Below are 11,744 nucleotides of genomic sequence, written 5' to 3'. Positions count from 1 at the left end.
GGAAGCATCTTTGTCATTGAACTTGGCGCTGCCTTGTGAGTATTGCCTGAACTCGAACTCAGACCAATTGATCCATCCTGTCAAACGGCGAGGCGCGCCATGGACGAACATATGGACGTTGTGCCGGCCGCCGAGGCGTCGGTCCTCGACCATGTCCCGATGCGCAACGAAGATGGCGAAATTCGTCACGAATTCGTCGAGGAGATCGCGCATGCGATCGAGGCTTCCGATACCGCGCTGCTGCGCGCCATCGTCGCGGAACTGCACGAGGCCGATCTCGGCGACCTGATCGCGGCGCTCGAGCCCGACGACCGCGTGCGCCTGGTCGAGCTGACGGGACGCTACTTCGATTTCTCGGCGCTGAACGAGCTCGACGAGGGAGTGCGCGAGGAGATCCTCGAGGAGCTGCCGCCGGAGACGGTCGCCGAGGGCGTGCGCGAGCTCGATTCCGACGACGCCGTCGAGCTGCTCGAAACCCTCGACGAGGACGAGCAGGAGGAGATCCTGGAGAAGCTGCCGCTGCCCGAGCGCGTCGCGCTCGAACGCAGCCTGCTCTACCCGGAGAACTCCGCCGGCCGGCGCATGCAGACTGAGTTCATCGCGGTGTCGCCGGATTTCACCGTGGGCCAGGCGATCGACTACATGCGCGACACGCCCGACCTGCCGGAGCGATTCTACGAAATCTATGTCGTCGACAAGGACCAGCACTGGCTCGGCGCGGTGCCGCTCGACGTGCTCTTGCGCTCGCGCCGCCCGGTCCCGCTCACCGACCTGACCGACGAGGATCGCCGGCGCGTCTCCGTCCTGGAGGACCAGGAGGAAGTGGCGCGCATGTTCGGCAAGTACAATCTCGTGGCCGCGCCCGTTGTCGATACGCAGGATCGCCTGGTCGGCGTGATCACCGTCGACGACGTGGTCGACGTCATCGAGGAAGAGGCGGACGAGGACCTGAAGGCGCTCGGCGGCGTCACCAGCGACGAAGAGCTGTCGGACACCGTGCTGACCATCGCGCGCGGCCGCTTCAACTGGCTGCTGGTCAATCTCGCAACCGCCTTCCTCGCGTCCTCCGTGCTCGGCCTGTTCGAGGGCCAGCTCGAGAAGATGGTGGCGCTCGCGGTGCTGGCGCCGATCGTCGCGAGCCAGGGCGGCAACGCCGCGACCCAGACCATGACGGTCGCGGTGCGGGCGCTGGCAACGCGCGAGCTCGGCTCCAGCAACGCCTGGCGCGTAGTGATGCGCGAAAGCCTGGTCGGCCTCGTCAACGGCATCGCCTTCGCGGTCATCACGGGAGTCGCGGCGGTGGCCTGGTTCAGGATCCCCGGCCTCGGGGTCGTGATCGGACTTGCGATCATCTGCAACCTCGTCGCCGGCGCGCTCGGCGGCATCCTGATCCCGATGGGGCTGGAGCGGGTGCGGGCCGATCCGGCGGTGGCCTCCGGCACCTTCGTCACGACGGTGACCGACGTCGTCGGCTTCTTCTCATTTCTCGGCATCGCCACGCTGTGGTTCGGATTGAAATAGCTGCAGGAGCTCGATCGTTAAGCCGGGCTTAAGCCGCTTCGCGCATGATCCACCCGCTTGGGGTTGGACATGCGGCTGCGGCTGAAAGCGGACGGACGAATCGTCGAATTGCGGGACGGGCAGGAGTTTGCCCTGCAGCCGGCGCTGCACGTTGCGCCGCCGGGCGAGCCCGGCGCGCTTGCGGTGCGCGATCTGCGCCGTCGCGCCAGTCTCACCCAGATGGAATTCGCCGCCAGGCTCGGCGTGCCGGTCGAGACCATCCGCAACTGGGAGCAGGGCAAGCGCGCCCCGCGCGGACCGGCCCGGGCGCTGCTCGCCGTGATCGCGCACGCGCCGGAGACGGTGTTTCAGGCGCTCGCCAAGGCTTGATCAAGGCTTGATCAAGGCCTGATGCGGCTCGGCGGAATGCCGTTGCTGCTTGCCGTCACCTTGGTTGGCAGTGTCCCGTCCGGGGTCCATAATGCCAAAATGGGCGAACTGAGGATTCTCCATGCTGTTCGTCGAAGCCAAGAGTGCAAGAATTCCGGCGCTTGGGCTCGGGACCTGGGAGCTGGACGGCCGGACCTGCGCGCGGGTCGTCGAGCAGGCGCTACGGCTCGGCTACCGCCACATCGACACTGCGCAGGTCTACGACAATGAGCGCGAAGTCGGCGACGGTCTGCGTTCCTCCGGCGTCCGGCGCGACGATGTATTCGTCACCACCAAGGTCTGGACCAACCACTTTGCTCCGCACGACCTCGAGCGCTCGGTCAAGGAGAGCCTGGTCAGGCTGCGGCTGCCTCACGTCGATCTCCTGCTGCTGCACTGGCCCAATCCGCACGTGCCGCTGGCCGAGACGCTTGGCGCATTGGCGCATGCCAAGCGGCTCGGGCTGACGCGACACGTCGGCCTCTCCAATTTCACGGTGGCGCTGATCGAGGAGGCGGTCGCCGCGAGTCCGGAGCCGTTGGTGTGCGACCAGGTCGAGTACCACCCCTATCTCGACCAGTCGAAGGTGAGGGCGGCCTGCGAGCGGCACGGCCTTGCGCTGGTCGCCTACAGTCCCATCGCCAAGGGCCGGATCAAGCACGACGAGACGCTGGTCGGGATCGGACGGGCGCATGGCAAGACGCCGGCGCAGGTATGCTTGCGTTGGCTGGTGCAGCAGAACGTCGCCGCGATCCCGCGGACCTCGCGCATCGAACGGCTCTCGGAAAACATCGAGATATTCGACTTCGAATTGTCGCAGGAGGAGATGAGCCGGATTTCCGCACTGGCGCATCCGAAGGGCCGTCTGACCGATTTCGGCTTCGCGCCGAAATGGGATTGAGGGGCTGCCACGGTATGCTAGGACGACGGTGGGAGCCGGAGGTCCGGATCTGATTGGAGCCGAGCCGCTGGACTATTGTTTCGACGCGTTTTCCTTGCGCGAACCGGTCTCCACGAAAACGCTGTAATAGATGGGCGATGGAACCGCGGCGGATCATACGGACGGACATTGCGGCGTCGGCGATGGCGCATCTTTCGCTGCTGGCCCTGATCCTCGCCATCCACAAGGTGCATCCGTTCCACCCGCCACCGCCCGAGACGGTCTCGGTCGACATCGTCACGCCGGATGAATTGAAGAACACGGCGGCGGAGCTGGCTCCGCCGCCGCTGCCTGCCGTCGCGGAGACCGCCAAGGAGGAGGCCGCCAACAAGGAGGTCGTACCGCCGCGGCGGCCATCTGCGGCGCCGAAAGCGTCGTCGCCCCGGCAGGCTTCACCGCCGCCGGAGCGGCGGGACGTCGATGCACAGCAGAAGCCGCAGCCCGTGCCGCCCCAGCCGAATTTCAAGCCTCCCGAGCCCGACGTCACCATCAAGTACGGCGTCATGCTGGGATTGCCCGATGCGCTGCCGCCCGCACCCAAGGACATTCTCAAGGACAGTGCCAGGGAGAACGATGGCGGCGACGCCAAGGACTCGGTGTCGGCAAGACTTCCGGCCAACGTCATCGCCGAGTTCCGCCGCCACCTGAAGAGCTGCGCGAAGCTGCCCGACGCGGTCGCGCCGACGGATAACGTCCACATAAGGCTGCGCGCGGTGATGACCACCGACGGCATGCTGGCGCGGGCCCCGATCCTGATCGAGGCGAGCGCATCCGCCAAGGGACCGATCCTGATGCAGTCCGCGAGGAGCGCGCTCGAGGCCTGCCAGCCCTATACGATGTTGCCGGCCGACAAGTATCAGGAGTGGAAGGTGCTCGACCTCACCTTCACCCCGCATGACTTCAACGCGTCGTAGTCCCGCGCGAGCCGCATGGGGAGATTGATTGCGTGCCCGCCGAGACGCTACAAGCCGTATCCTGATGGAGCGCCAGAGCAAGGAAATCGTCGGATGGTTGCGCTGAAGCTTGCGATCGGCAACAAGAACTACTCGTCCTGGTCGATGCGACCCTGGCTCGCCTTGCGCGCCAGCAACATCCCGTTCGAGGAAATCTTCATCCCGCTCTACACCGACAACAAGGCCGACAAGGAGCGGATCCTGAACTACAGCCGTGCCGGCAAGGTGCCCGTGCTGATCGACGGCGACGTCACGGTATGGGATTCGCTTGCGATCATCGAGTACGTCGCCGAGCGCTTTCCGGACGCCAGGCTGTGGCCCGACGAGCGCGCCGCCCGCGCCCATGCGCGTTCAGTCTGCGCCGAGATGCATTCCGGTTTCCTGCCGCTGCGCAACGAGTGCGGCATGAACCTGCACCGGCCGGTCCGCGCCGTGACGCTGTCGGCGGATGCGCAGGCCAATGTCGCGCGGGTTGAGGAGATCTGGCGGGACTGCCGCGCGCGGCACGGTGCCACCGGGCCGTACCTGTTCGGCCGCTTCGGCGCGGCGGATGCGATGTACGCGCCCGTTGTGCACCGCTTCCGCACCTATGCGGTCGAGGTCACGCCGGAGACGAGGGCCTATATGGAGACGATGATGGCGCTGCCGGCATTCCAGCAATGGACGAAAGAGGGCCTCGCCGAAACGCTCGTCATCGAAAAGTTCGAGAATGTGTGATCACGAGGCGGCTCGGCGCTGCTTGACGGCGGGCCCGCGGGTGGCACTCAATCAGCCGCGCTGACGGCGGACGATCCGCAAGGGAGGGACTGGCCATGGGAATCCTGGACTCGCTGGAGAACAATCCGGCCTTGCGCAGCGCGCTCGGCCAGCTCGGTGCGGCGGTGCTGCCGGCCGTGCTGAGCGAGGTGCTCGGCAACGGCCAGCAGGGCGGCCTCAACGCGATCGTCGCCAAGCTGCAGCAGGCCGGCTTCGGCGAGCAGGTGAAATCCTGGCTCGGCAACGGCCAGAACATGCCGATCAGCGCCGACCAGCTCCGCCAGGTCCTGGGCAATGACACCGTCAGGCAGCTGGCCGCGCGCTACAACATCCCCGTCGACCAGCTCGGCGCGATTCTCGCGCAGGAACTGCCCAAGGCGGTGGACCATGCGAGCCCCGACGGCAAACTGCCGCACGCGGCTTGACGGCACGCGGGCGCGGTTCCGCGGGCGGTATCATGAGCAGGCGAAGTTCCCTGCTATCGTACTGAAAAACCAGCGGGATTGTGGTATTTGCCATGCTGGCATACCGCTGGTCAAAACGGCCGGCCGTGTGCTATAGGAGCCATGTTTCCAGTCGGCTGCTGCATTCGGGACCGTGGGCGCGGCCGGCTTTTCCTGGGTATGGAGAGGGCGTTGAAGCACAAATTCCCCATTGGAACGCGCGTCTACTACACTGCGAGCAATATCGCGCGTCCGGCTGCGAGCGGTACCTATGAGGTCATCCGCCTGCTGCCCACTGAAGGCGACGACTGCCAGTATCGGATCAAGAGTTCGACTGAAGCCTTCGAGCGCGTCGCCAAGGAAAGCCAGCTCGCCCTGTCCTGACGGGTAAGCCGTTTACACGCTGGCGCGCGACGAATTTTATTTTGCCCCGCCGTCAAAAGGCCCGGTTCGAGTTCACATCTGGTCTGGGGGCGGTTGCCGACTCGCGGCGCTCGCCGTCGCTCAATTTCGCTCTTGGCTCGCGTGAGGGGACGTCGCGCATGAACTGGGCATGGGCCACTTCGCTCGACCATATCTGGCGCTCGCCCGCGTTTCCAATGTGGCTGACGCTGGCGGCGGCCGGCTTCTTCGGACTGATCCTGCTGGTCACGCTGTTGCGCGCCGAGAAGTCGGTGGCGAACGGCGCCTTGACCGTGATCACGCTGCTCGCCATCGGCATCGCAGTGGCTGCCACCATCCGCTTCTACGGTCCGGCCGGCAGGGTGACCGTCGCCGAGACCCGCGCCCAGCCCGCCATGATGGCGGCCGCGCCGGCGCTGTCCTGCCTCGACGATCTCGCCGGCGACACGGTCCTGTCAGCCTGCGAAAAGGCGCTGTTCGGCACGCCGGAGATCGCGGCTGCCGCCGTCACCTACACCGCGGGCCAGCTCGCCCGGCTGACCGCGCTGGGCGACGTCGCCGGCGCCGACAAGCGCATGACGCCGGAGTTGAGGGCGCTGCGCCGGGCGCTCGAGCGCGACCGCTATGGGCTCGTGGCCTACGTGCTGGCTGCGCGCGACAACTGCACCCCGGCCGATTGCGCCGCTTTCCGCGCACTGACCGACCGGCAGCAGATCGCCTCCAACATGGATGCCCATCTCTATGAGGCACTGGTCGCCCGCCATTCCCTGGCCTGGAATGCGCCAGCGACGGCGATGCCGGGGATGATCGCGGCGCTGCCGTCGTCGCTGCCGACCGGCAAGCCGACCAATGCGGAGTTCCCGAGCGCCGCCTCGACGCCGCCCGTCAGCATCATGACGCCGGAACCGCCGGCCGGCGGGGCGGCCGCGCGCCAGGCGCCGTCCGCGACTCCGACGCAGCGTCCGGCGGCGGCCTCTGCGCAGGCCGCAGCTCCGCCGCCGGCCGCAGCCAGGAAGCAGCCCGCGCCGAAGTCAGCGCGCGCGCCGGCCGCGCCGGTGCAACTCGCGCCGCCCGCCTCGGCGCCCGCGGCTGCGGATAACAACTAGGGTTGCGCTTTCAAACGGTTGGGCAGGGGGCTATTGCTTGCTCCATGCCGCTGCATCTCATCAAGCTCGCCGTCGGTTGCGAGTCCATCAAGGACCTCAAGGACCGGGTCGCCGAACGCATGTCGGCCGCCAGGAAGAAGGGTCTGCCGCAACATCATATCCATGTCACCCGGATGGTGCCCAAGCGCGGGGACGAGATCCTCGCCGGAGGCTCGCTCTATTGGGTGATCCGCGGCGAGATCGCCGCGCGCGAGAAGATCATCGGCATCGAGCCGTTCCGCGACAAGAACGGCATCGGACGCTGCCGCATCTTGATGCGGCCGATGGTGATCGCGGTATCGCCGCGGCCGATGCGACCATTCCAGGGCTGGCGCTATCTCACCGAGGATGCCGTGCCGCCCGATCTCGGCAAGGCCGCCGCCGGCACCATCGCCGCGATGCCGGAGCCGATGCGGCGCGAACTGCGCGATCTCGGCCTGTTGTAGTCTTCAAAGCTGCGGCGAGCTCACGATGTGCAGCCGGGTCCATTCCGCTGGCGGCATCTCGATCCGGCGCCCGCGCTCGGTGATGCCGTCGACGATGTCCATCAACTCCGGCCGGACGCCATGTCGCGCAGGTACGTCCGGTGGCATGCGCTGGGAGCGAGCAATTCGGTGACGCGCATGTCGCGGCATCATGGACTCCATCGCAGACGCGCAGCGGCTTGCGCGATTCATGGTTAAGGCGAGCGCATTGCGATTTGCGCGTCGTGACACGCATTTCACTTGACCGCAGACACGACGAACTCGAAGATATTTCTTCAAGGGGCGTGAGGATTCCTTATGCTTGTGCAGACTAGCCAAGGCCAATCGGGCTCGGCGCATGTGGTCGTGCTCGGCAACGAGAAAGGCGGATCGGGGAAGTCCACCTCGGCCCTGCACATTGCGGTCGCGCTGCTCAAGGCTGGCCAGCGCGTCGCGACCATCGACCTCGACTGCCGGCAGCAGAGCTTCACCCGCTACATCAACAATCGCTCCGCCTGGGCGCGCCGGACCGGCCTCGCTCTCGAGCTGCCGGTACATCGCTGCATCAAGCTCGGCCAGACCATGCAGATCGCCGAGAACGAGAACTCCGAGTTCCAGCAGTTCATGGAAGCGGTCTGCGCGGTCGAGAACAGCTACGACTTCATCGTCATCGACACGCCCGGCACCGACAGCTACCTGATGCGGCTGGCGCATTCGATGGCGGACACGCTGGTGACGCCGATCAACGACAGTTTCCTGGACTTCGACGTCCTGGGCACCGTCGACCCCGCCAATTATGCGGTGACGGGCGAGAGCCACTACGCCGAGATGGTGCGGGACGCCAGACGCAAGCGCCGCCAGATCGACGGTTCGACCACCGACTGGATCGTGGTGCGCAACCGCCTGTCGATGCTCGGCTCGCGCAACAAGCAGCTGGTCGCGGACGGGCTGAAGGAATTGTCGCTGCGGCTCGGCTTCCGCTACGTCGACGGCTTTGCCGAGCGCGTCGTCTATCGCGAGTTCTTTCCACGCGGGCTGACCGCACTCGACGACATCGACGAGGCGACGCTCGGCATGCGGCCCAATCTCGGACACGTCACGGCCCGCGAGGAGGTGACGAGCCTGTTGCGCCAGCTCAAGCTGCCGCTCGACGAGCGCGGCCGCCGCCGTGCGGCCAACCGCGCCGAATGGTTCGACCAGGTCGACAAGCCGCTCGAAGTCCACGACATCCTCGGCGCTTGATCGTCGCGGTAGAGGGCTACTTCCAAACTGAGCCGCAGTTTGCTCGGTTGTCGGGTTTCGATCTGGAACCCGGCGATCTCTGTTGTTTCGGCGAAAATGAACCCGATTCAGGCGGGTTACGTCGAAGAGTTGCCGCATCAAGACGTGAGTACGCGGTACGCTAGGCAGTGCGTCGCACAATGAAAGGGCTGCACGTTCACAACATTTGGCCTTCCTGTCACGTCACTGTGACATATATTAGGAAAGAACCGACAAGAGGCCGCGAGAGCCCTCAAGCAACACGATTTCAACCGGGATTTCAGGCGCGATACGCTTGGAGCTGAGGACGAACATGAAGCGTGGAATTGCCGTTTTGGTTTCGGTTGGCGCGATGGTTGGTGTCGGCTATTTCACGATGGCACATTGGGCTATCAGGCACGAGACCATCACCTTCTACGACCCCGCGCGCGACAACCGGCCGGTGCCCGTCGATGTCGCGGTCCGCCGCGACAAGGTCTTGCAGGCCGATGCCGGCTTGATCAGGCTGCCGGTGGCGGTGATCAATCATGGTAATACCGTCAAGAACACCGAGTACGGTTTCCTGGCCAACGTGTTCGCCATTCGGGGCTATCTGGTGCTGAGCCCGCAGCATGACTTGCCGAGCGATCCGCCGATGGTGACCAAGCCCGGCGAGCTCTATGTCGGTCGCCTACCGCAGATTCTGCGCGGCGTGGCCAACATCCATTGTGCGTTGCATGAGATGAAGAAAGTAGAGCCCAACGCCGACTACGAGCGGGTGACCATGGTCGGTCACTCCATGGGCGGCGACATCACGATGTATTTCGCCAAGCAGTATCCGGACGAAATCAAGAAGGTCGTGACGCTGGACAATCTGCGCGTGCCCTTCGTCACCGCCGGCAAGTTCAAGATCCTGTCGTTCCGCTCCAACGATCCACAGTTCAAGACCGACCCCGGCGTGCTTCCGGGCCAGGAGGTGGCGGCCAAGGCGGGTATTACGGTCGTGAAGACCGACTTCCAGCACAACGACATGCGCGACACCGGTCCCGACGATGCGAAGGCCTCGATCCAGGGCATGCTGGATAAGTTCCTCGTCGATACCGACAGCGAGGTGGCGCCGGTCGATACGCTCAAATCGCCGCCGAAGATCCTGGAGCCGGGTCCGGTCGCGCTGATGGGCCCCGCCAAGAGCTGACGAGAGCTGATTGGCGGCTCACGGGTCGCGCCGGCCCGTCAACCGTGCGAAACCCGAAGCCTCCGCTGTGCAGATCGCCGCGGGGGCTTCTTGCATTGACCGCCGGCGCGGCGCCATCCACATTGAGGCTGTCATCGACGTGTGAGCAGGGATGTCCCGCGAACCGACCAAGCCGCGCAGCGGCGACGCCGTCTCGAGCCAGGCCGGCACGTCCGGCAAGCTGCCGCAGGCCGAGACGTCCACCTCCGACGACATCGCCGCCTTCGTCGCCAAGGCCCGCGCCATGTCTCCGCATGCGCCGGGCGCCAAGGGCCGGCTGATCTTCGCGCTGGACGCCACGATGAGCCGGCAGCCGACCTGGGACATGGCCTGCACGCTGCAGGCCGACATGTTCCGCGAGGCGGCGGCTCTCGGCAGCCTCGATATCCGGCTCGTCTACTACCGCGGCTTCAACGAATGCCGTGCGAGTTCCTGGATCTCCGACAGTGCCAGGCTCGCAAGCCTGATGAGCAGGATCGATTGCCGCGGCGGCAACACCCAGATCGGCAAGGTCTTGAGCGAGGCGCGGCGCGAAGCGGCCGCCTCCGGCGTGCGCGCGGTGGTCTTCGTCGGCGACGCCATGGAAGAGAAGGTCGACGAGCTCTGCGCCAAGGCGGGAGAACTCGGCATGCTCAAGGTGCCGGTCTTCATGTTTCAGGAGGGCCACGACGCGGTCGCCGAGCAGGCGTTTCGCGAGATCGCGCGGCTGACCGGGGGCGCCTGGTGCCGGTTCGATCCGGGCGCGGCGGCGCAGTTGCGCGAGCTGTTGCGCGCCGCCGCAGCCTATGCTGCCGGCGGCCGCGAGGCGCTGCTCAAGCTTGCCAGGAGCGGCAGCGGGGCTGCGAAGCTGATCGGCCAGATGAAGTGATCCCCGATCGGCCGCACCGCATGCTTTTTGCGGAGGAGGAGACTATATTGCGGTCATGCCGACCCTGATCGCCGGTGCCGTCGCCGTTCTCACACTCTATCTGCTGCTGCAGATGTTCCGTGCCGCCAATCCAGCCGTGCTGGCGCGCGCGATCAAGATCGTGGGCGGCGTGGTTGCGCTCGCGGTCGCGGCGTTCACGGGGCTGAAGGGCGAGCTCGCGGTCGCGATCCCGATCGGCATCTTCGGCGCGGGCCTGCTCGGCTGGTCGCCGTTCAACACGGCGGGCTTCGGCAATATCGGTGGGATGTTCGGCGGCGGCGCGACCCGCTCGCCCGGCCAGGCCTCGCGCGTGCGCTCGCAATTTCTGGACATGCAGCTCGACCACGATACCGGCCGGCTCACCGGCCGCTTCGCCGACGGCCCCAACGCAGGGCGGAGCCTCGACGAGTTCGATCTCGCCGCGCTGCTTGCGATGTGCCCGGCGTTCGACGCCGAGAGCGTGGCGTTACTTGAAAGCTATCTGGACCGCCGGTTTCCCGCCTGGCGTCAGGACGCGCAGGGAGATCCGGCAGGGGGGCAGCGCCGCGCGCCGTCGAGCGGCAAAATGACGGACGAGGAGGCCTATCAGATCCTTGGCCTGCAGCCGGGCGCGGGGCGTGACGAGATCGGCCGGGCTCACCGTGCCCTGATGAAGAAACTGCATCCCGACCAAGGGGGGTCGACGTACCTCGCTGCCCGTGTAAACGAGGCCAAGGATACTCTGCTTCGCACGCATAACGGCTGACTCCGGCACCACGCTACCAACGCTCGTTGCCCGTGCAGCCCTGCTTGCCCTGTTTGCCGTCGCCCTGAAGCCGCCCGCCGTTCCCGGCGTGGTCGATCCCTTGAGGAAAGTCTTAACCCTAAATCCTTGACGAGAGGTTGTTGCGGAGTGCCGCTTGAAACGACAATGCCCGCGCGAGGCGGGGGCATCGGTCTGCGAATGACTCCGAAGGCGATCAGTTACGCACGGTGATGCAGGAAATGTCGGCGCGCTTCAGCGTGCGGCAGACGGCTTCCGCCTGATCCCGTTCCAGGCCGGCGAAGCGGGCGCGGAACAGCTTGCGATTGTCCCTGGCGACGACCGGCTCGGTGAACGGATCGGCCTTGCTGAGCAGCCCGCGGGCCGAGCTGCGCGCGGTTTCGATACGCTGCTGCGCCTCGCCCTCGCTCTCGAGCGCGCCGACCTGGACGATCCAGCCGCTGTGGGCGACAGCGGGCTTGACCTGGCTGTTCATCGGCATCGGTTCCGGTGCCGGGTCGGCGGAGGCGAGCCGCGCGGCGGGCGCCGGGGCGCCCGCTGCCGCCGGCAGCACGCCGAGGAGGCCGTTG

Annotated in this window: 14 protein-coding genes; 13 read left to right on the top strand and 1 reads right to left on the bottom strand. The window is 66.3% G+C overall.

Annotation, left to right across the window (positions count from 1 at the left end):
- Positions 1–99: 99 nt before the first annotated feature.
- The 13 genes from mgtE (at position 100) to KGM94_RS18345 (ending at position 11,157) form a co-directional block, all read left to right on the top strand.
- On the top strand, positions 100–1,521 hold the full coding sequence (mgtE, locus tag KGM94_RS18405) for a magnesium transporter (RefSeq protein WP_300262451.1): 1,422 nt from the start codon (positions 100–102) through the stop codon (positions 1,519–1,521).
- Positions 1,522–1,584: 63 nt separating this feature from the next.
- Positions 1,585–1,890 (top strand): helix-turn-helix domain-containing protein, encoded by a 306-nt coding sequence (locus tag KGM94_RS18400; RefSeq protein WP_300262454.1) that lies wholly within the window; start codon positions 1,585–1,587, stop codon positions 1,888–1,890.
- A 121-nt stretch (positions 1,891–2,011) separates the two neighbouring features.
- Positions 2,012–2,830, top strand: coding sequence for an aldo/keto reductase (locus tag KGM94_RS18395; protein WP_300262448.1), 819 nt, complete (start codon positions 2,012–2,014; stop codon positions 2,828–2,830).
- Between the two features lie 182 nt (positions 2,831–3,012).
- Positions 3,013–3,783, top strand: a complete 771-nt coding sequence (locus tag KGM94_RS18390) for a hypothetical protein (RefSeq protein ID WP_366526253.1) — start codon at positions 3,013–3,015, stop codon at positions 3,781–3,783.
- Positions 3,784–3,876: 93 nt separating this feature from the next.
- Positions 3,877–4,539 carry a glutathione S-transferase family protein gene (locus KGM94_RS18385; RefSeq protein ID WP_300262442.1) on the top strand — a complete coding sequence of 221 codons (663 nt, stop codon included), beginning with the start codon at positions 3,877–3,879 and terminating at the stop codon, positions 4,537–4,539.
- A 95-nt stretch (positions 4,540–4,634) separates the two neighbouring features.
- Positions 4,635–5,003, top strand: a complete 369-nt coding sequence (locus tag KGM94_RS18380) for a YidB family protein (RefSeq protein ID WP_300262439.1) — start codon at positions 4,635–4,637, stop codon at positions 5,001–5,003.
- A gap of 198 nt (positions 5,004–5,201) precedes the next feature.
- The gene (locus KGM94_RS18375; protein ID WP_300262437.1) at positions 5,202–5,405 is read left to right on the top strand and encodes a hypothetical protein; all 204 of its coding nucleotides are present in this window, start codon (positions 5,202–5,204) and stop codon (positions 5,403–5,405) included.
- A 158-nt stretch (positions 5,406–5,563) separates the two neighbouring features.
- Entirely contained in the window at positions 5,564–6,529 is a 966-nt protein-coding gene (locus KGM94_RS18370) for a hypothetical protein (RefSeq protein ID WP_300262434.1), read from the top strand.
- A gap of 44 nt (positions 6,530–6,573) precedes the next feature.
- The gene (locus KGM94_RS18365; protein ID WP_300262431.1) at positions 6,574–7,014 is read left to right on the top strand and encodes a DUF1489 domain-containing protein; all 441 of its coding nucleotides are present in this window, start codon (positions 6,574–6,576) and stop codon (positions 7,012–7,014) included.
- A 336-nt stretch (positions 7,015–7,350) separates the two neighbouring features.
- Entirely contained in the window at positions 7,351–8,274 is a 924-nt protein-coding gene (locus KGM94_RS18360) for a division plane positioning ATPase MipZ (RefSeq protein ID WP_300262428.1), read from the top strand.
- 331 nt (positions 8,275–8,605) lie between these two features.
- A complete protein-coding gene (locus KGM94_RS18355; RefSeq protein WP_300262425.1) occupies positions 8,606–9,466 on the top strand; it encodes an alpha/beta fold hydrolase in 861 nt (286 codons plus the stop codon).
- 151 nt (positions 9,467–9,617) lie between these two features.
- A complete protein-coding gene (locus KGM94_RS18350; RefSeq protein WP_300262423.1) occupies positions 9,618–10,373 on the top strand; it encodes a VWA domain-containing protein in 756 nt (251 codons plus the stop codon).
- Positions 10,374–10,428: 55 nt separating this feature from the next.
- Positions 10,429–11,157: a DnaJ domain-containing protein gene (locus tag KGM94_RS18345; RefSeq protein ID WP_300262420.1), complete on the top strand. Its 729-nt coding sequence runs from the start codon at positions 10,429–10,431 to the stop codon at positions 11,155–11,157.
- A gap of 214 nt (positions 11,158–11,371) precedes the next feature.
- Here the strand turns inward: KGM94_RS18345 and KGM94_RS18340 are convergent.
- Positions 11,372–11,744, bottom strand: a 373-nt coding sequence (locus tag KGM94_RS18340) for an SPOR domain-containing protein (protein ID WP_300262417.1), incomplete at its 5' end; no start/stop codon positions are given.

The sequence above is a fragment of the Bradyrhizobium sp. genome, assembly GCF_028868675.1.
Lineage (GTDB): Bacteria > Pseudomonadota > Alphaproteobacteria > Rhizobiales > Xanthobacteraceae > Bradyrhizobium.
The sequence above is the reverse complement of the archived record's forward strand: the minus strand, read 5'-3'. Positions and strand labels throughout refer to the sequence as shown.

Excerpts from the sequence above, each read along its gene's own strand:
- KGM94_RS18355 (WP_300262425.1), top strand. The coding sequence starts at position 8,606 with ATGAAGCGTGGAATTGCCGTTTTGGTTTCGGTTGGCGCGATGGTTGGT.
- KGM94_RS18390 (WP_366526253.1), top strand. The coding sequence starts at position 3,013 with ATGGCGCATCTTTCGCTGCTGGCCCTGATCCTCGCCATCCACAAGGTG.
- mgtE (WP_300262451.1), top strand. The coding sequence starts at position 100 with ATGGACGAACATATGGACGTTGTGCCGGCCGCCGAGGCGTCGGTCCTC.
- KGM94_RS18385 (WP_300262442.1), top strand. The coding sequence starts at position 3,877 with ATGGTTGCGCTGAAGCTTGCGATCGGCAACAAGAACTACTCGTCCTGG.
- KGM94_RS18395 (WP_300262448.1), top strand. The coding sequence starts at position 2,012 with ATGCTGTTCGTCGAAGCCAAGAGTGCAAGAATTCCGGCGCTTGGGCTC.
- KGM94_RS18380 (WP_300262439.1), top strand. The coding sequence starts at position 4,635 with ATGGGAATCCTGGACTCGCTGGAGAACAATCCGGCCTTGCGCAGCGCG.
- KGM94_RS18360 (WP_300262428.1), top strand. The coding sequence starts at position 7,351 with ATGCTTGTGCAGACTAGCCAAGGCCAATCGGGCTCGGCGCATGTGGTC.
- KGM94_RS18345 (WP_300262420.1), top strand. The coding sequence starts at position 10,429 with ATGCCGACCCTGATCGCCGGTGCCGTCGCCGTTCTCACACTCTATCTG.
- KGM94_RS18375 (WP_300262437.1), top strand. The coding sequence starts at position 5,202 with ATGGAGAGGGCGTTGAAGCACAAATTCCCCATTGGAACGCGCGTCTAC.
- KGM94_RS18370 (WP_300262434.1), top strand. The coding sequence starts at position 5,564 with ATGAACTGGGCATGGGCCACTTCGCTCGACCATATCTGGCGCTCGCCC.
- KGM94_RS18365 (WP_300262431.1), top strand. The coding sequence starts at position 6,574 with ATGCCGCTGCATCTCATCAAGCTCGCCGTCGGTTGCGAGTCCATCAAG.
- KGM94_RS18350 (WP_300262423.1), top strand. The coding sequence starts at position 9,618 with ATGTCCCGCGAACCGACCAAGCCGCGCAGCGGCGACGCCGTCTCGAGC.